The following is an 18,854-nucleotide window of genomic DNA, read 5'->3' as shown; positions in this document are numbered from 1 at the left end:
TGTCAGTTCGACGAGTTTTTTCGCTTCGTTGTCAGCGGCTTCTGCCCCCTAAATCCCCCATTCTGGGGGACTTTGAACCGGAAACTTTGGCTTGAAGTTCCCCGATTTGGGGGATTTAGGGGGCTTCCCGAATTCACAATTGGAGCGAACTACCTCTGTCGAACTGACGTTAAGTAAAGTAATTCGAGGTAGGCTATGGCAGTCAAGAAAGGTGACTTGGTTCGGGCGGTGCGAGAAAAGTTAGAGAACAGCCTGGAAGCCAAGGCAAGCGATGCTCGATTTCCCAGCTATATTTTTGACACTAAGGGCGAAGTGATTGATCTAAAAGGTGATTTTGCTTTTGTCAAGTTTGGCATCGTCCCAACGCCTAATATTTGGCTGCGAGTCGATCAGCTAGAGCCATTCAGCTAGTCGTATTATGGCGTAGGGACATTCTATAGAACGTCCCTACAAGTTTAGAAATGGCTGATGATCGCATCTGCAAACTCAGAACATTTCAATGGCTCAACCGGCGGCTCCATCATCCGGGCTAAATCGTAAGTGACCTCACCGTTGGCGATCGCCGCGCTCAACCCTTTCTTAATCAAATCTGCCGCTTCTTGCCAGCCCATAAACTCCAGCATCATCACGCCAGAGAGAATCACAGAACCGGGATTGACGCGATCGAGTCCTGCGTGTTTAGGGGCGGTGCCGTGAGTTGCTTCAAAAATCGCAGACGAATCGCCGATATTAGCACCGGGGCCCATGCCCAAACCGCCTACGATCGCCGCCGCCGCATCGGATAAATAATCGCCGTTGAGATTCATCGTCGCCAAAATCGAATATTCGTCGGGGCGCGTTTGAATCTGCTGAAAAATGCTGTCAGCGATGCGATCGTTGACCATCACTTTCTCGCGCCACTGCCCCGATCCGTGAGTCTCCCAAATTGCATCTAAGACAGATTTGACTTCTTCGCAGATCGCGGCTTGCTTCTCAGAGGTCAGGGAATCATAACCGGGATCAATCTGACGAGCATTGTCTTCGAGAGAAAGATCTGGATTTTTCTCTTTGTTGCCGAGAATCCAAGACTCGCGCTCAGTCACGCATTCGGCTCGAAACTCGTCGATCGCCAACTCATAGCCCCAATCTCGAAACGCCCCTTCGGTATATTTCATGATGTTGCCTTTGTGAACGAGCGTCACCATTTGCTTATTTTTGGGCAACCGCAGAGCGTGCTGCATTGCCCGCCGAACCAATCGCTGAGATCCCTTTTTGCTAATCGGTTTGATGCCAATTCCAGAATCGAGCGGAATCTGCTTTTTGCCGTGTTCGGGCGTGTTGGGGATCAAGTCTTCGTTGAGCAGTTTGATCAAGCGATCGCCCATCTCACTGCCCTGTTTCCACTCGATCCCCAAATAAATATCCTCCGTATTCTCACGATAAATAATTACATCTAGCTTCTCTGGAGTTTTGTGAGGAGACGGTGTGCCCGTGTAATATTTGCAGGGACGAACGCAAGCATAAAGGTCAAAGATCTGGCGTAAAGCGACGTTTAGCGATCGAATGCCACCGCCGATCGGAGTCGTCAACGGCCCCTTAATCGCCACCCCAAACTCTCGAATCGCGGCTAGCGTGTCTTCTGGCAAATATTGATAAGTGCCATACCGTTCACACGCTTCATCGCCTGCGTAGACCTTGAACCAGGTGATCTTGCGCTGATCCCCATAAGCGGCTTTGACCGCAGCATCAAATACCTTCTCAGAGGCAGGCCACAAATCGATCCCCGTGCCGTCGCCTCGAATAAATGGAATAATCGGGTGATCAGGGACGATCGGTTCACCGTCTTTAAAGGTGATGGCTTCACCTGTGCTCGGAGGAGTGATTTTTTCGTACATAGATTTTTAGTGAGAAAGGGTCAGTTACTAACGTCTTAGAGGCGATCTCAATTCAAAGCGTCATCTACGAGAGGCTTGCCTTAAACGCAGCGATCAGCGCCGTCTTGGTAGGCTATCAGAATTTTGTGAAGCCTGATCGATCACGTAGTGAGTATTTCTTCATCAATTCTTGATACTAAATTCAGTAGAACTAAGCAGCATCAAAGAATTCTAAAATACGATGAAGTGGCAAGAACGGTTTTTGATCGAGAGTTCATCTCGTCTCATCTGATAATTTTGTGTAGATTTCTGCCAACGATCGCTCGAAGCAAGCTAGAGGCGGCTTAATTGACTGCCTGGAGACGTGAATGAAGAAAATTCTGGTAGTTGACGATGATACAACCCTGCGGACAGCACTCACCCGATATTTAGAAAAACGCAGATACCTGGTTCAAGATGCTGCGTCGGGGGTGGAAGCCTTTAAGATTTTTGAGCAAGATCCCGCCGATCTGATCGTTTCTGATGTGCTGATGCCCGAAATGGACGGCTATGAATTTTGTCGGCGATTGAGAGCCACTCGATCGGGGCAGCTAGTGCCGTTTATTTTTTTGTCAAGCAAAAGTGACATCGAAGATCGAGTTCAAGGGCATTCGATCGGAGCAGATGACTATTTAATCAAACCGTTTGAACCCAAAGAACTCCTGGCAAAAATTGAGGCGCAGCTAGAGCGATCGCGCCGAATGCACTCCGAAATCGTGCGTTTAATGCAGCAATCTAAGAGCATTCCTGCCCAAATTCCCACTCCGCCCCCTCTGCCGTTAACGCCTGCTGAAGAGAAGGTTTTTTGGGAAGTGATTCAAGGCTATACCAATAAGCAAATTGGCGATCACTTGTTTGTTAGCCCCCGCACAGTGCAAACTCATCTTAGTAATATTCTCAGCAAGCTTCAATTAGAGAACCGATCGCAGCTAGTTCGGTTTGCGTTTGAGCAGGGATATCGCCTCCCGATCGAACCGTCTTCTCAGGAAGAAGTGGCTGAGAATTAGAGGATGGGGTGAGATGGAGAATCGGTCTAATATTTATAGTTTGAGCGAACTGAAACAGGCGATCGCTACCGATCCCCAAAAATGGCGACCGCTAGTGTTTACAAACGGCTGTTTTGATCTGCTCCACGCAGGGCATGTGCGATATTTGCACGCTGCGAAACTGCTCGGACGATCGCTGATCGTAGGGCTAAACAGCGATCGATCGGTGCAAACCATCAAACCTCAAGCTGATGGGGCACCCGCTAGACCGATCGTGCCCGAACTGCAACGGGCAGAAGTGCTAGCCGCCCTCAGATCAGTCGATGGAGTCGTGCTATTTTCTGAGCCAACTGCGGCTCAATTGGTTGAAGCGCTCCAGCCAGAGATCTATGCTAAGGGGGGAGACTATAGAATTGAAACGTTGCCCGAAGCGTCGATCGTTCACGCTTATGGGGGGCACGTCAAACTGATTCAGGTTGAAATCCCTAGTTCTACGAGTGCCATCATTCGCCGCATCTTAAATTCCTAGCCCTTCACTGCCGCAATCTGGAATAAATCGTTTCATGACTAACCTAGATACCGCTTCGGCTCTCAACATTCCCGCCAGCGTCGCCACCTTGCAATATAAGCTGCGATCTGAGCCAGAGAAAATTCAGCTACAGATCATTAACGAGTTGATTGCCGTAGGAGACGCAGGTCTAGCGGTCTTAATGGAATTTTTGCTAGAGCGTCAACCTGGCTTAGATCAAGGACGATCGAGCAAAACTCCGATCAAAGTCGTTGAGGCAGCCGTTTATCAAGCGCTGTTTAACACACGCGCCACTCAAGTCGTTGATTTTCTTCAGCAGCATTTTCCAACCGGGACGGTGCCCTTACGATCGCAGCACAACCTCGACTATGCACCGCTTCAGCAGATTTTGGCCAAGCAAGAGTTTGAGGCAGCCGACAAGTCAACCATTCAAAAGCTTTGTGAGCTTGCAGGGTCGGCGGCTGTGCAGCGCAAGTGGATCTATTTCACCGAGATCGAAAGCCTCGCGTCAGTGGACTTGCAGACGATCAACGCCCTTTGGCTGGCCCATTCAAACAGTCGATTTGGGTTTTCAGTGCAGCGCGAGATCTGGCTGGGTGTCGGCAAAAACTGGGATAAGCTTTGGGAAAAAATTGGCTGGAAGTCAGGCAACAACTGGACTCGCTACCCAAATGAGTTTACCTGGAACCTCAGCGCTCCGAGAGGACATCTCCCCTTGTCCAATCAACTCCGTGGGGTGCGGGTGATTGCGGCTCTGCTCGATCACCCAGCCTGGTTTGAGTAGCGATCGATTATCTTGTGTAAAATTGCTAACGATTCAGTGATTTTTTCGATCGCATCAGACGCGTACCTCCCAAACTTCAGTAATCTCCCTTGCATATAACCGTTCGTGTGGCACAAGGCGAGGGCAGTCTTGGTGTAGATGAAGACTGTTCTATAAAGAAGTCTCCTCGATTGCATAATCTCACGGATTTATTTATAGGGGCTGGGGTTGGAATGGGAATCCCTGAAAGCAGACTTTTTTGTCGCTTAGATGGTTTAACGGTTGCGGTACGTGAGCAGCAGCGTCTGTCGATATTGACAGAGTTGGGCTTGCTAGAAACAGATAGCGTTCCAATTTTTGAGGAGGCAACTCAGACCGCTGCTCATTTTTTAGAGGCTCCGATCGGAATCTTGGGCTTGATCGCTCAAGATCGCCAATGGTTTAAGTCGGCTGTAGGGCTGGCGCGGTTAGGCTTGATGAATGACTTGGCGGTTTCTCGTGAACTGCCCCGTGATGAGTCGTTTTGCATTCATGTCATAGACAGTCATCAAGTGGTGGCGATCGACGACACCCTAAATTATCCTGCCTTCGCCAATAGCATTCTTGCTCAACAATATGGAATTCGTGCCTACATGGGCGCACCCCTCATCACCTCTAGCGGAGAGTGTATTGGCTCACTGGCGGTCATGGATCTGGTGCCACGAATCTTCACGGTCAAAGATCAAGAATTTTTGGCTCTCACGGCTCGCCTCAGCATGAGTGAATATGAGCGCACTTACCTAACCAAAAATCAAGTTAGCGTTGAGTCAGCGGCGATCGACCCTCAGCCCCAGAACTCTTCAACCCATTCTATTAAGTTCGAGCTACTCGCCCAGCTTGCTCAAGAACTGCGGACTCCCCTCACGTCAGTGATGGGCATGGCAAGCGTTTTAAGTCGAGAAATATACGGCCCTCTAACCCCTAAACAGAAAGAATACTTAGACATCATTCATCAAAGTGGACAATATCTGCTCTCTCTGGTTAAAGAAATTTTAGAACTCTCTCAAATGGAGGATAGCGCCCAGTCGCTTAATCTTTCGTCAGTCGATATTGAGATGCTCTGTCAGCAAGCGATCGGCACTCTAGAGCAAGCCGCTCACCGCCGAGAGCAAAAAATCAGGCTCTCAGTCGAACCTGGCAGCCGCATCTGGATGTTAGATAAAGAAAAGATTCGGCAGATGCTTTATCACCTGATGTTTAGTGTGATTCAAGCGTCTAATGCCGGGAGTCTGATTCGCTTCCATGTTTCTCATAAGGGTAGTGGGCTGAGATTGACCGTTTGGTCATCGCATCCGTGCTTTGATGAAGAACTTGGCTATTCAGAGATTTATGCGTCCCAGCCTGCGGGGTCTGTGGCTCTGATGAGCTTAGGCTACGGCGATTACGCAAACGGCAATGGCAGTAGATTGTCGGACTATAACCTGATGTCAACGGCGACGATCGCAGATTATGAAGCGGTCTCAGAGGCGATCGAGGCAGAAGTTCTTCGCAAAAACTTGGGGCTATTGTTGAGCCTCCAACTGGCAGAGATGCACGGCGGAAAAATTCTCATTCAAGGCGGCTCTGAGCCGGGACATCGATATGTAGTGACGCTGCCTCGATTAAGCGCAGTTAACCCATAAGTCACTACCGCTTGCCAACGATCCGTTTTTGAGGATAATTGACCATAGCCCAAAGGCGGCTTGGCTATTATTCTCTAAAGCTTTGGAAATCGCGTATGAATCCGTGGCAACAGATCACCCTATCAGCACTGCCGCTCTATCGGTGGCGCGGCTCTAGCTATCTGCATCGACTCGTCGGGCCGCTGCAAGCATGGCGTAAGCGCAGTGTGTTCATGCAGTGGGCAGACCCGATCGGAGCGGCACTCCTCGGCACGGTTTTTGGGTTGACTCCGTTTGTCTCAAGTGACTTGGCAGGAGTTTTGCTCTTTGCCTGCGGTTGTTATTGGGCATTGTTAACCGTTTCGGACGATCGGGGCTTTGACTCAGAGCAAAAAGCGGTTTTGGGTTCGGGGTTTACACCGATTCATCTGATGGTGTCGCTCTATTGGGGAGTGGCCACGATCGCGGCGGCGATGTCTCCGGTCAAAAAGTTGGCGTTTACCGGATGGAGCAAACTGACGCTCTATGTGCTGCTATTTGCTTTAGCCGCGCGGGTGTTAAGGTCGTCTCGGCTGCGATCGTGGCTGATTTCGCTTTATCTACACGTTGCGCTGTTGATGAGCGTTTACGGCATTCATCAACAGTTTTTTGGCGCGGAGGCTTTAGCAACCTGGGTTGATCCAGAATCTCCAAACGCTGAAGTGGTGAGAGTTTACAGCTTTTTGGGCAATCCCAATCTATTAGCAGGATATTTGCTGCCTGCGATCGCGTTGAGTGTTGCCGCGATCTTTGCCTGGCGCAGTTGGGTGCCAAAACTCTTGGCGATCACGATGACGATCGTCAATTTTATGTGTCTCTATTACACCGGGAGTCGAGGCGGCTGGATCGGCTTGGTCGTGTTGATGCTAACGCTGCTGATTTTGCTGTTGTATTGGTGGAGTGCAGCACTGCCGCGCTTTTGGAGAATTTGGGCACTTCCGATCGCCTTGGGGACGATCGCAGGCTTGTTTATTCTCGCCGTAGTCTTGATACCTCAGTTGCGCTATCGAGTCAGCAGCATTTTTGCCGGACGGGGCGACAGCAGCAATAATTTCCGACTCAATGTGTGGACTTCGGTTGTGCAAATGATTCAAGACTATCCAGTTTTGGGAATCGGCCCCGGTGATCCGCCGTTTAAGAAGATCTATCCGCTTTATCAGAGAGCGCGATTTAGTGCGCTGAGTGCTTACTCAATTCTGCTAGAAGTGGCGGTTGAAACCGGAATCATTGGTTTATTTGCGTTCTTGTGGCTATTGCTGGTGACGTTTAGTCAGGGCTTTGTGCAGCTCAAGCGACTCAGACAACTGGGCGATCGCGATGGTTTTTGGCTGATTGGCATTATTGGTGCCCTAGCCGCTATGTTGGGGCATGGTTTGGTCGATACGGTGCTTTACCGTCCGGCGGTGAATACACTTTGGTGGCTGACGATCGGGTTGATTGCCAGTTTCTACACCTACCAACCGCGTCTAGATAGCCCATTGGTTGAATCATAAAAATTGATTGCAGAACCCTACCTATAAAAAAGGCGTTCAGATCGTATGATTTGAACGCCTGAATTCGACGGCTTCGTTACAGTTTGTCGTGCCCCCTAAATCCCCCAAGTTTGGGGAACTTCAAGCCAAGATTTCCGGTTCAAAGTCCCCCAGAATGGGGGATCTAGGGGGCAGAAGCCTTGAAGAACGAAGCGAAAGAACTCATCGAACTGACATTTTGTTAGGGATCAACCCAGCGATCGTCGCCTTTAATCAGATTAATCAACTCCTGAACGCCGTCTGCTTCAGGGACTTTTTTAATCTCGTCTCGACCACGATAAAGAGAAATGAATCCAGCTTGCTTGCCAACATAGCCATAGTCAGCATCAGCCATTTCACCCGGCCCGTTGACGATGCAACCCATGACAGCAATGTTTAGCCCCGTCAGATGCTGAGTTGCGTCTCTCACTTGATGCAAGACTTCCTCTAAGTTGAATAGCGTACGTCCGCAAGACGGACATGCTACATATTCGACCATCGTTCGCCGCAGACCCAAGGCTTGCAGGATGCCATAACAGACCGGAATTTCTTTCTCAGGCGCTTCAGTCAGAGAAACACGAATGGTGTCGCCGATTCCTTCTGCTAAAAGGGTGCCAATGCCTGCCGTAGATTTAATGCGTCCATATTCGCCGTCTCCCGCTTCAGTCACGCCTAGATGAAGGGGATAGTCCATGCCTAGCTCGTTCATGCGCTTGACCATCAGGCGGTTTGCAGCCAACATCACAGGCACTCTAGATGCCTTGAGCGAGAGTTCGATGTGGTAAAAGTTGAGCGATTCACAAATCCGGATAAATTCTAGCGCCGACTCGACCATGCCTTCAGGCGTGTCGCCATAGGTAAACAGCATCCGTTCTGAGAGTGAGCCATGATTGACCCCAATCCGCATAGATTTGTTTTGGTCGCGCAGTGACACCACCAGCGGCTCTAAGGTTTCGTAGATCTTGTCCCCAATCTCTTTAAATTCTGCGGGTGTGTATTCAGTCCGATCGCTCTTAGGCTTTTCAAACACATAAAGTCCGGGATTAATCCGCACGTTATCGACATATTTCGCCACTTCTAGCGCGATTTTCATGCCGTTGTGATGCACATCAGCGACGAGGGGCACGGGCTGATAGGTTTTGTGCAGCCGATCGCGAATCTCTTCCATCGCTTTGGCGTGGGCCATGCTCGGCACGGTCACGCGGACAATTTCGCAGCCAATCTCATGCAGTCGCCGAATCGCTGCCACTGATCCTTCAATGTCTAACGTGTCTTCGTTGATCATGGACTGAACAGCAACCGGGTGACTGCCTCCGATCGTGATGCTGCCAACCGGGACGGGACGGGTTTTGCGACGCTGAATGGCGGGGTCTGTAGATAGCTCGCTAGAAATCGGAGCAGAAGTAGCAGGAATTGGCAAAGTTTGCATACGGCTGTTGTTAAGACTCGACAGCATGAAAATAGGGGAAAATTCTCTCTGTCTCTCAGATTGCCATAGATGGAGCCGTTTTGTCTGATTTGTAGCGCACAGTGCAAAAAATGCCTCAATTTGGCTATCGAGCCGATGAGACGCAGCATCGAGATTCTTGCTTCACCGAGCCAGCCATTGCCGCCGTTTGCAGGGTCATAAAGGCTCGCAAATCTTCTCGGTCATACTTGGTTGACAGAAGCTGTCGCAGTTGGTCTTCAGCTTCGATCGTCAATAAGCCAGTGATCAGAGCCTGTTGCACCACTTCACGAATTAATGCCATAAGAACACCCCAGCAAACTTTGATATAAAACAACGGTCTTAGGTCTTGTAAGTCTTATAGTTATTAACTTGAATGTTTATGCAAGTTAGGAGACAGATAACTCAATTTAATTTTTAACTGAGTGAGCCGTTTTTGAGTTTAAGCAATAGATTTCTATAAAAAGACTTAAACCAATTGATTGGAAGCAACCAAGCTACCTACCGATTTCGCGACCGCACTTAAAGAGGCGACGGAGATCAAACCTAAAAGGTTCCCAGCTTTTTTCAGAAGCGATAGCTCTATGTCAGTAAGGGTTTCAGAGAATAAGATACCTGTATCTTAGATCACCTGTCCTATAAATTTGTCGCTGCGTTTAATGGTAGCAGAAGGGTTAACCGATCGTGAATCAGGTGGATAGCTGAGATTTCTAACTCTAGGAGTTGACTTAATAGATAGAGCTATCTCAGATAAAAATGTTGCAAAAGTCACATTTCTTCAATTTGATAAAAGACTTCTATTAAGCAAGAACAATAAATTTTATTAACGAGTTTACTCTCAATCAAGCAAGTCGCAACCCTGAAAAACAATTGCTTAAACTAGGGCAGTTCAAGCGCGATCGTGCCCAAAATTCCTTTGCGAAAATCGTTGAGAATCTGACGCGCCGATCGCTCAACGTCTCCTTTATATTTCCGCTCTGCTAGGGCTTGCAAATAGCTCTCCCCCGTTAACTCAGCCGCATCGACTTTATATCGAGCCTCTAAACAGCGATCTTGATGCAACTGTTTGAGCAAATCGACCAGCGATGCCGCAACGCGCTGATTGTCATAGGCGGCTTCACCGATATCATCACAAATCGCCAGCTTGATGGCAGCTTCTTGATCAGTGAGCTTGTTGGGCAAAACGCCGGGTGCATCTAACAACTCGATTTGATCAGAAATTCTCACCCATCTGAGTTGACGAGTGATCCCCGCCCGACGAGAACTTTCAACCACTCGCCGATTCAGCAAGCGATTGATCAGCGCCGACTTGCCCACGTTGGGAAAGCCAATCACCACCGCACGAATCGGTCTGGGCAACATGCCCCGATCGCGCCTCCGGGCATTGACCTGTGCCCCCGCTTCTTGCACTGCGCCAGCGACCGCTTCGATGCCTTTGCCGTGTTGAGCATCGGTAAAATTGGGTTCTTGCCCCTGCGATCGAAACCACTGTGTCCACTGCTGACGAGTTTGCGCCGGGATCATATCCGTGCGGTTAAGCACCAACACTTGCCCCTTGGTGCCAATCCACTGATCGACCTGTGGGTGATGAGTTGACCTCGGAATTCGAGCATCCCGCACTTCTAAGACCACATCAACGCGCTTAAGCTGCTCAAAAAGCGCTCTTTCTGCTTTGGCAATGTGACCGGGATACCACTGAATAGGAGGGGAAGACATGGGGAAAAGAGACGAGAGAGAATTTGACGGCAAACCTCTATCTTAGGTGACTTTTCACCCCTCATCCCTCAGCTTCTTAGGGAATGACCAGCACTGGGCAGGGCGACAAGCTAATGACTCGATTGGTCACGCTTTCAGAAGTGCCTTCATGGGTGAGTCCCAATCCTCGACAGCCCATGATAATCAGATCGGCATCCAGTTCATCAGCCACATCGCAAATCGTGAAAGCAGGTTTGCCTTCTCGCTCTAACGCTTCGGCTTCGATGCCTTGTTGAGAAAATAACTTCTTTGCGTTTTGCAGCAACTCAGCAACTACCTGGGGTGACTCCATCGCATCCGTAGACGGGACTTCGGCTTCGGGCGGCTCGACAACCGAGAGAATAATTAATCGGCTCTGATGAGTTTTGACGAGGGTAGCAACGGTTTCAGCCGCCTGCCGCGATTCTCGGCTTTGGTCAACTGGGAATAAAACAGTCTTAAACATAAGATCTCATTTCCGAAAGGCTAGAAGCGAGAATTCAAGGAGCTTCGTCTTTTATTTTGACGCTTATTGGCTCTATGTTTCTGAACTTAGCGCATCAAGACCAGATTTGCGATCGACATCACGACACTTTCAGGGAAAATAAGGACGGGTAGAAAGACTTATTCAGGAGACTGGTTCTGTGTCCAAGAAGACTGTAAACGATTTATCATCCTCTGATTTACAAGGAAAGCGAGTTTTAGTTCGGGCTGATTTTAACGTTCCGGTAGACGATCAGGGCAAGATTACTGACGACACTCGCATTCGAGCCGCGTTGCCGACCATTCAAAATTTGACTTCTAAAGGGGCAAAGGTGATTTTGTGCAGTCACTTTGGTCGTCCCAAAGGAGCCGATGACAAACTGCGTCTCACTCCCGTAGCAGAACGCCTTTCTGAAGTGTTGGGGCAATCGGTGGTCAAGTGCGACGACTGCATTGGCGATGAAGTGGCTGCTAAAGTCAGCGCCATGAATAACGGAGACGTGATCCTGCTAGAAAATGTTCGATTCTACCCAGAAGAAGAAAAGAACGATCCAGAATTTGCAAAGAAGTTAGCTTCGATCGCCGATCTTTACGTCAATGATGCGTTTGGCACGGCTCACCGCGCTCACGCTTCGACCGAAGGTGTAACCCACTATCTGAGTCCCTCGGTAGCAGGATTACTCGTTGAAAAAGAATTGCAGTATTTGCAAAACGCGATCGAGAATCCTCAGCGCCCGTTGGCTGCGATCGTCGGTGGCTCAAAAGTCTCCAGCAAGATCGGCGTGATCGACACCCTGCTCGATAAAGTCGATTATCTGCTCATGGGCGGCGGCATGATCTTCACCTTCTATAAAGCTCGTGGGCTAAACGTGGGCAAGTCTCTAGTCGAAGAAGACAAGCTAGAACTAGCAAAAACCCTCGAAGCCAAAGCCAAAGAGCGGGGCGTTGCCTTGCTGCTGCCGACGGACGTGGTAGTCGCTGACAACTTCTCTCCAGATGCCAATGCTCAAACCGTCAGCATCGAAAACATTCCCGATGGCTGGATGGGTTTAGACATCGGACCCGACTCGATCAAAGTCTTCCAGGATGCGCTCAATCAGTGCAAAAGCGTGATTTGGAATGGCCCGATGGGTGTGTTTGAATTTGATAAATTTGCTGCGGGAACGGAAGCGATCGCGCGCACATTGGCAGATTTAACTCCCAAAGGCACCACGACGATCATTGGCGGCGGTGACTCGGTAGCAGCCGTTGAGAAAGTTGGGCTTGCCAGCCAAATGAGCCACATCTCAACGGGCGGTGGCGCAAGTTTAGAACTGCTAGAAGGGAAGGAACTCCCCGGAATTGCAGCCCTAGACGAGGCGTAAGAAGCGTAAATTTAAATAAACGTGAGTTCGACGAGTTTTTTCGCTTCGTTCTCAGCGGCTTCTGCCCCCTAAGTCCCCCAAATTGGGAGACTTAGGTAGCTCTCCTGAATTCATCATCGGAGTGAACCACTGCTATCGAACTCAGGTTAAATAAAGCAGGAATCTGTGTACGGGCATGGCACTGCCCCTTGGCGTTGCAAGTGACCGATAGTTATTTAATCTGCGATCTTAATTCAGGGATCTGAAAGCTGATCCTTAATCTACAACTGTCCTGAGATTGCCTGACAGGTGTTTCCATCATGAGGGTCAGATTTTTGAGGTGATATCAGTTCGTTTCGCTGCAAAATCTGATTGTCATACCCAAATACTCGAATATCACAAATGCCTGTCGCGCCCGGAGCCACTAAGGCAAATAGCCCGTCAGGACTCTCATCGCGAAGACTTTTGCCATTATTAAAAGTGACTTCTATGGCTGAAACTTGAGGCGAGAGCACCTGACCATAGAGAATTGTTTGACGATCGTTCCCTTTGCCAACGGTGTGCCCAACTCCATAATCAATCAAAGAGACGGGTTTAGACTTAGACTTCTCGGCTGTGGTGAAACGACTACCACTACTGCTGAGTCGCCATTCCATTCCTATTTGCTTCATCACCCGATAGCTCAAAACTTGCTGGTCTGAGCTGTGTTTATCTCCTGTCAGACAGTTTCCTCGATAGAGTGCCAGGATGCCCTTTGACCATTTGCGAGTCGTTAACACTTGGACATTTTTTGCCTCGACTTCAGGCTGTCCTGGGCATGAAAATGGACGACGAAGCGCTTCTTCTGGGGTGGCAGCTACCAGTGCAACTGTCCACCCTGCCGTCGTCAAACCCAAACCAATCATCAGACTTATTACCAGTCGTCGGTTCATGGTTGATCGTGCAATGTGCTCTTGTGGTGAATAATTTAGCAGACTAATTATGCTAAGTCTGCTCAAGCATAGAAATCCTTAACTCCCCCACAAGGCTAGTTTTAAGGATTCGAGAAGGTATTGATCTGGCCGCCCCCTAACACTCGACCCGGAATCGGACGCGGAGCCGTGAACGGAACGTCATTGGTCGGAAAGCTTTGAGGCTGTTGAGGCACCAAAGGCGCAGGAATCGCATTTAAGCTTGACGAATTGCTCAAGGGTTGAGGCGATAGAACTGGCTGCGGCTGCGTGGATAAAGGGGAAATAGGCACGATCGGAGGCACAACTGGCACAGTCCCATTGACCGGAAGAGGCTGAGTACCTTCGACAATGCTGGTATAAGAATTGGTGTAGGGAGTCGTTGGGGCGGCATTTACGCCAAAGTTGCCCAGACTGGTTGCGCCTTCGATCGGAGTAGAGGGCGCGATCGAAGTAAAGCTAGAAGGCGTTTGAGTCGGACGATTATTAGAAGGAGTCACCGACCCTTCAGGAGAAGTGCCATAGTTTGTTGAAGCAGCCTGTGACGAATTTTCTGTAGACGTGCCAACAGTCGGAAACTTCAACAGATTGTTCAAATCCAGAACACTACCCAGATTATTGGAGTTTTGCAGTTGAGTGGAGTTGGCCGCTCCGCCGATCGTTGAGTTGCCCGTTAAACCCAGATCAGGCAGCCCAAGTTTCTGCATCGTTGCCCCAAAGACATTGCTATTGCCAACACTCTTATCAGAGGACTGAGGAGCGATCGCCGAACCCGGTATCGGAATTTGAGGAAGCTTTGCCAGATCAGTTGAAGTTGCGAGGTCAGATTTAGCGGGGTCAGCCTGTTTAGAAGCCGAGTTAGCAACCCCAAAGTCGTTAAACAGCATCGGCAGCGTGTCAATGTCTGCACCGATCGCCCGGTCTTCTGGCGACAGCCCACTGGTGTCACCCGAACTAGCGTTGACCCCAAAATAACTGAGCCATTCAGGGCGCATCCAATATTGCCAGGTGAACAGAATCACAAACATCAGCGCGATCGCAGGGCCCCAGAAAATGGGTCGAGTTAGAGGACGCAACCTAGCCAACAGATATCGAGCAGCAACAGGAGACGTTTGGCGGCGCATGATTTGAAGACCGTAGAGAACTCAGCCCAGACTAGCCCTGATAACAGGAATTGTAGCCGATCGAACTCATTGCAGGCATCGGCGATCGGCAGATCTATACAGTTCACCGAGCCGCCCGAACTAGCAAAAACCCACCTGCAACCAGTCCTAACACGGTTGGCAGCCAAGCCGCAATGTAGGGAGACAAAATTTCTAGAAGCCCCAAAGAGTCACAGACAAACGACAGCAAATAATAAGTAAAAATAATCACAATGCTAATGGCAAAACTTGCGCCTCTGCCGCCGCGCTGGGGGCGAGTGCCTAGCGTTGCGCCCGTTAACCCAAACACCAAACACACAAAAGGAAACGCAAGCTTCTGCTGAATTCGCAGCCGCACTTTACGAGCTTCTTTTTCATCTCCACTCTGAGTCACAATGTTGAGCGAGTCCCGCAGTTCTGCAATATTCATCTCGGCTGAGTCTTGCTTGCGATTTGCTAGATCTAGGGGAGTGCGAGGCAATTCAAGTTTCTGCTGCACAAACTTGACGATGTTGCGATAAGACCCATCAGGTGCCACCACATAAATCGTGCCGTTAAAGAAGTCCCAGGTGCTGTCTTTCGGGTTCCAAACCGCCGACTCTGAGGCGACAATTTGATTGAGTCCACCTTGCGAAAAATCGAGAACCGTCAAGCCTTTCATTTGCCGCCCGTCAAATTGTCGGGCATAAAAGATCCGCTCTAACGTCTGATCACTTGAGCCATTCGCCTGTTTGCCGTTGCTAAACTGCGTCACCAGAATGTTTTTTTCTCTAAACGTCGGCTTGTCTTCTTTAAGCGCTAAGTCAAGCGTCCGGGCTGCTTGATAATTTGCGGCAGGCACGATCGCTTCGTTAAACCCAAAAGTCACCCCAGTCACAATGAGACTGAGCACGATCGCGGGCGAAATCAGCCGATAAACGCTGATCCCAGCACTGCGGAGCGCAATCAGTTCGCTGTCTGTTGAGAGCCGACTATAGACGATTAACGCCGCCAACAGCATCGACATAGGCAACGCCAGACTCACAAAATAAGGCAGTTGCAAGAAGAAGACTTGAAGCGCGATCGAGAATGGCAACCCCGACTGAGTAACTTTGCGAATCAAGTCAAACAGCGTCCCTACTGAGGACACCACCGACGAAAAAGCGGCCACCCCAAATAAAAGCGGCGGAATCAGTTGAGTGATGATGTAGCGATCCATCACCGACAAAAAAGAGAGTCGGCTGACAGGTCGAAACGAAGGCTGAGGAGGCTGAGAAAACCCGGAGGACATGGGGAAAAGAGTGAGAGGCTAGAGAAATTAACGCTGGAAGTTGTCTCCCAGATAATATTGCCGCACTAAAGGATTTGCATAGAGTTCTTCAGCGTTGCCCGACGCGAGAATCTGCCCATCGCGCATGATGTAAGCTCGATCGGTGATCTCTAAAGTTTCGCGCACATTGTGGTCGGTGATCAAAATGCCGATTTGTCGATCGCGCAGTTGAGCCACAATATCTTGAATTTCAGCCACGGCGATCGGGTCAACTCCGGCAAACGGCTCGTCTAGTAGCAGAAATTTGGGGCCTTCAACTCCAGAAGCAAGTGCCCGCGCCAACTCTGTGCGACGACGTTCGCCTCCAGACACTTGCACTCCTAGCGTAGATGCCACTTTCTCTAGTCGGAATTCTTTAAGCAACCCGCTTAAGCGATCGTTCCATTGCCAGCGAGGAACTTTGGTTTGCTCTAAAACCAAAAGAATATTTTCTTGAACGGTGAGATATCGAAAAATGCTCGGTTCTTGTGCCAGATAGCCGATTCCTAACGTCGCCCGTTTGTTGATCGGGAGGGCAGTGACTTCTTGACCGTCTAGCCAAACCTTGCCGCTATCGGGTTTCTCTAAGCCTGTTGCAATATAAAACGTCGTCGTTTTGCCTGCCCCGTTAGGACCCAACAAACCCACAACTTCACCTTGAGACACAGAAAGGCTGACCCGATTCACCACCGATCGTGCGCCATAAGATTTATGAATATTTTCTAATACAATCCTCAATAACCTGCTCCTCAGAATAGCCAAAGTGAATCGGGTTAGGAAGTCAGCGCTTGCCGGAAGTGGGTGACTGAAATTGTGGGCTAGGGCTAAACGGGGTAGATTTAGCAGCACTCGGACTAGAAACAGCAGGCGTATCGGTGATCAGGTAAATGGCTTCGACCTGCTTGCTTGCCTGAGGCAATGCGATAAATCGCCCTTCGTCAACCAGGTAGGTGATATTTTCTCCTCGCAAACTGTTGCCTTGCTGCAAGACATAAACGTCACCCGTCAAAACGATTCGGCGCTCTTTGCTGAAGTAGATAGCTTGAGCTGACGTGGCTTGAATCTGACGAGAAGGATAATTGATTTGCACATTGCCCCGTGCCACGACAACCCCAGTTTTGGCATTGGCTTCGGTGCTGTTGGCTCGCAGCGTCAGCGGCTGGGCAGGTGCAGCTTGAGCAACTCGGCTAGGCACCGCATCGGCAGAAAGATTTGAGGCAGTTAAGCCTAACGTCAAGCTTGCCGGAAGCAGCAACGCCAGCCCTAAACGATCGAGTGAGAAGCGCTTTAAAAATATCATTAGGTTGATGGCAAACAGAGCAGTGAGAGAGCGATCGCACGAGGCAACCTTTGATGACCTCGAATATATCATCATAGAGAGTTTAACAAATCTCGCTTGAGGGTTGGAAACTAGATAGGTTGCTTAATCTCAAAGACGATGCTTGTTTAGAGAAGTTTCGAGATGATCCAGTCTTCTCTAATGATTACAAATATAGTCTTGACGCGGATCAGTCCTAATCCGATTATTCCACTGATGCAGTCAACTTCCGGACAATGGGAATCTGTAGAATAATCTTGCCATCCTGATCAGTTGTGCTAGAACTTGCTTTTCCTAAAGACTGACATAACATAACATTTCCCACTTCCTCGGCTCCCATCTGCTGCAAAGTAGTAAGTAAGTTTGTACTGTCATTGATGAAGCGATCGACCTCGATCCCTCCATATTCTGGCTGATATTTCCGCAGGCGGTTTAGCCCTTCGCCTAGTAGAATTACGGCTCCACGCAAGTTGCGATTGCCTAAGTGGTAGATCGCCACCGCAACTTGCAGAATTCCCTGGTAGAAGTTTTTTTCAAACGTAGGCGCTTCCATCCAAATGGCTTCTAGGGTGTCGTGACAGGTGTAGAATTCGCCTTGATTAAACTGCTCAATGGCTTGCCAAAAGGCTTCTGGTAGTTGGTCTGTCATCAGATGAACTCTAGCTAAGAGAATCTTGAAGCTGTGATTGCAGCGATCGTTCGGGGCGAATCACGAGTCCTGGAAAAGGGGACGATCGCGGCTCGGTCGCGGGTTGAGTCCACAATACCCAGCGGCTTCCTGAAAGCATTGCGTTGAGACTTTCAGGGTTTTGAGTCAGCCAAATTAAAGGCAGATTCGGCGGGTTAGTGCTGTGAGTATCTTCCCCAGCATAGGTCGCTGCAAGGGCTTCTAACACTGCTTGTTCTCCTTGCAGAAGTCCAGTCTTGGCAGTCCAAAGTTTAATGGTGAGCGCTTGACGAGCCGCGTAGAAATAAAGAGACGCGGCTGCAATCACTGCCTCCTCAAACGATTCTGACTTCCATGCGGTGGCGCTATCCAAACAGACTACAAGTTCTTGACCGCCCGTAAAAAGTTCGAGTTCTCGAACCCGCAGTTCTCCATAGCGGGCACTGGTGCGCCAGTGAATCAGCCGGGTCGGGTCGCCCCATCGATAAGGGCGCAGCGATCGCGTCAATCCCTCTTGGGCAGCTTTAGCACGCTGGTCACTGGTGAATTGTGCCTTTGACTCCTGTCCGATTTGATCAATTAACGGGCAATGCGCTAAAGGAAGAACGGTTGGATAGACGATCGCCGTTGCCTCAACTTGCTGATCCTGTCGTCGCCAAACTAATCCCAGAGGAGCCGCCGATCGCAGTTGCACTGTCTGCCAGCGATAAACGCCTCGTTGTTGAGTTGGGTGCTGATAGACCCAATATTGAGTAGCATCGGCATTCAGGCTTTCAATAACTTTAGTAACGGGTTTACCCAATCGGTGCGGAACCAGGTCAGACACTTGCAGGAGATTTTTGGCTTTAGCGGTTGCATTTTGAATCAGCAATTCTACAGTGAGAGGATCGCCTGCGCTTACTGGGTAGATGGGACGGCGAATGATTTCAATCCCTTGTAGGTTTTGGGTCGATCGGGTGGTGGCGATCGCTAACAGCGCCATGATCACCCCGCTAATCACATAAAGCCAACCCGATAGCGTGTTAGTAGCTGCGATGAAAAAGAATAGGGCAAGCCCACCCAGCACCCACCCAATATAAGCCGGGTTAACCCAGTGAGTTTCTAGCCAATTGATCAGCCGAA

The 18,854-nt window shown here is 49.7% G+C and carries 19 protein-coding genes; 7 read left to right on the top strand and 12 right to left on the bottom strand.

Annotation, left to right across the window (positions count from 1 at the left end; all coding sequences use genetic code 11):
* Positions 1–195 precede the first annotated feature (195 nt).
* A complete protein-coding gene (ndhO, locus tag BRW63_RS11785; RefSeq protein WP_073071345.1) occupies positions 196–411 on the top strand; it encodes an NAD(P)H-quinone oxidoreductase subunit O in 216 nt (71 codons plus the stop codon).
* A gap of 44 nt (positions 412–455) precedes the next feature.
* Here ndhO and BRW63_RS11780 read toward each other — a convergent pair whose 3' ends face one another.
* Positions 456–1,874: an NADP-dependent isocitrate dehydrogenase gene (locus BRW63_RS11780; RefSeq protein WP_073071343.1), complete on the bottom strand. Its 1,419-nt coding sequence runs from the start codon at positions 1,872–1,874 to the stop codon at positions 456–458.
* 347 nt (positions 1,875–2,221) lie between these two features.
* On the opposite strand from BRW63_RS11780, the gene BRW63_RS11775 reads away from it, so the two are divergent.
* From BRW63_RS11775 to BRW63_RS11755, 5 genes are all read left to right on the top strand, one after another.
* Positions 2,222–2,899: a response regulator transcription factor gene (locus tag BRW63_RS11775; RefSeq protein ID WP_073071341.1), complete on the top strand. Its 678-nt coding sequence runs from the start codon at positions 2,222–2,224 to the stop codon at positions 2,897–2,899.
* A gap of 13 nt (positions 2,900–2,912) precedes the next feature.
* Positions 2,913–3,407: an adenylyltransferase/cytidyltransferase family protein gene (locus BRW63_RS11770; protein ID WP_073071339.1), complete on the top strand. Its 495-nt coding sequence runs from the start codon at positions 2,913–2,915 to the stop codon at positions 3,405–3,407.
* A gap of 34 nt (positions 3,408–3,441) precedes the next feature.
* Positions 3,442–4,191 (top strand): GUN4 domain-containing protein, encoded by a 750-nt coding sequence (locus tag BRW63_RS11765; RefSeq protein WP_073071337.1) that lies wholly within the window; start codon positions 3,442–3,444, stop codon positions 4,189–4,191.
* Positions 4,192–4,403: 212 nt separating this feature from the next.
* Positions 4,404–5,831 (top strand): GAF domain-containing sensor histidine kinase, encoded by a 1,428-nt coding sequence (locus tag BRW63_RS11760; RefSeq protein ID WP_073071335.1) that lies wholly within the window; start codon positions 4,404–4,406, stop codon positions 5,829–5,831.
* Positions 5,832–5,926: 95 nt separating this feature from the next.
* Positions 5,927–7,342 carry an IctB family putative bicarbonate transporter gene (locus BRW63_RS11755; protein ID WP_073071334.1) on the top strand — a complete coding sequence of 472 codons (1,416 nt, stop codon included), beginning with the start codon at positions 5,927–5,929 and terminating at the stop codon, positions 7,340–7,342.
* A gap of 220 nt (positions 7,343–7,562) precedes the next feature.
* Here the strand turns inward: BRW63_RS11755 and ispG are convergent, their stop codons facing one another.
* From ispG to BRW63_RS11735, 4 genes are all read right to left on the bottom strand, one after another.
* Positions 7,563–8,789: a (E)-4-hydroxy-3-methylbut-2-enyl-diphosphate synthase gene (ispG, locus tag BRW63_RS11750; protein WP_073071332.1), complete on the bottom strand. Its 1,227-nt coding sequence runs from the start codon at positions 8,787–8,789 to the stop codon at positions 7,563–7,565.
* A 124-nt stretch (positions 8,790–8,913) separates the two neighbouring features.
* The gene (locus BRW63_RS11745; protein ID WP_073071330.1) at positions 8,914–9,111 is read right to left on the bottom strand and encodes a hypothetical protein; all 198 of its coding nucleotides are present in this window, start codon (positions 9,109–9,111) and stop codon (positions 8,914–8,916) included.
* A 575-nt stretch (positions 9,112–9,686) separates the two neighbouring features.
* Positions 9,687–10,523 (bottom strand): ribosome biogenesis GTPase YlqF, encoded by an 837-nt coding sequence (gene ylqF / locus BRW63_RS11740; RefSeq protein ID WP_073071329.1) that lies wholly within the window; start codon positions 10,521–10,523, stop codon positions 9,687–9,689.
* Between the two features lie 76 nt (positions 10,524–10,599).
* Entirely contained in the window at positions 10,600–11,007 is a 408-nt protein-coding gene (locus BRW63_RS11735) for a universal stress protein (protein WP_073071327.1), read from the bottom strand.
* Positions 11,008–11,185: 178 nt separating this feature from the next.
* Here BRW63_RS11735 and BRW63_RS11730 point away from each other — a divergent pair, with 178 nt between their 5' ends.
* Entirely contained in the window at positions 11,186–12,388 is a 1,203-nt protein-coding gene (locus tag BRW63_RS11730; protein WP_073071325.1) for a phosphoglycerate kinase, read from the top strand.
* A gap of 260 nt (positions 12,389–12,648) precedes the next feature.
* On the opposite strand, the gene BRW63_RS11725 is transcribed toward BRW63_RS11730, so the two are convergent.
* The 7 genes from BRW63_RS11725 to BRW63_RS11695 form a co-directional block, all read right to left on the bottom strand.
* On the bottom strand, positions 12,649–13,299 hold the full coding sequence (locus BRW63_RS11725) for a hypothetical protein (RefSeq protein ID WP_143162046.1): 651 nt from the start codon (positions 13,297–13,299) through the stop codon (positions 12,649–12,651).
* Between the two features lie 101 nt (positions 13,300–13,400).
* Entirely contained in the window at positions 13,401–14,441 is a 1,041-nt protein-coding gene (locus BRW63_RS11720) for a hypothetical protein (protein ID WP_073071321.1), read from the bottom strand.
* A 103-nt stretch (positions 14,442–14,544) separates the two neighbouring features.
* Entirely contained in the window at positions 14,545–15,729 is a 1,185-nt protein-coding gene (locus BRW63_RS11715; protein ID WP_073071319.1) for an LptF/LptG family permease, read from the bottom strand.
* A 27-nt stretch (positions 15,730–15,756) separates the two neighbouring features.
* A complete protein-coding gene (lptB, locus tag BRW63_RS11710; protein ID WP_073071317.1) occupies positions 15,757–16,485 on the bottom strand; it encodes an LPS export ABC transporter ATP-binding protein in 729 nt (242 codons plus the stop codon).
* A 43-nt stretch (positions 16,486–16,528) separates the two neighbouring features.
* Positions 16,529–17,047, bottom strand: a complete 519-nt coding sequence (locus BRW63_RS11705; protein ID WP_073071531.1) for an LptA/OstA family protein — start codon at positions 17,045–17,047, stop codon at positions 16,529–16,531.
* A 223-nt stretch (positions 17,048–17,270) separates the two neighbouring features.
* Entirely contained in the window at positions 17,271–17,714 is a 444-nt protein-coding gene (locus BRW63_RS11700; protein ID WP_073071315.1) for a DUF309 domain-containing protein, read from the bottom strand.
* 10 nt (positions 17,715–17,724) lie between these two features.
* A partial coding sequence (locus BRW63_RS11695; RefSeq protein ID WP_073071314.1) for a DUF58 domain-containing protein occupies positions 17,725–18,854 on the bottom strand: 1,130 nt, incomplete at its 5' end.

Origin of the sequence: Phormidesmis priestleyi ULC007 (genome assembly GCF_001895925.1) — a bacterium.
Taxonomy (GTDB): Bacteria; Cyanobacteriota; Cyanobacteriia; order Leptolyngbyales; family Leptolyngbyaceae; genus Phormidesmis_A; species Phormidesmis_A priestleyi_A.
The sequence above is the reverse complement of the archived record's forward strand: the minus strand, read 5'-3'. Positions and strand labels throughout refer to the sequence as shown.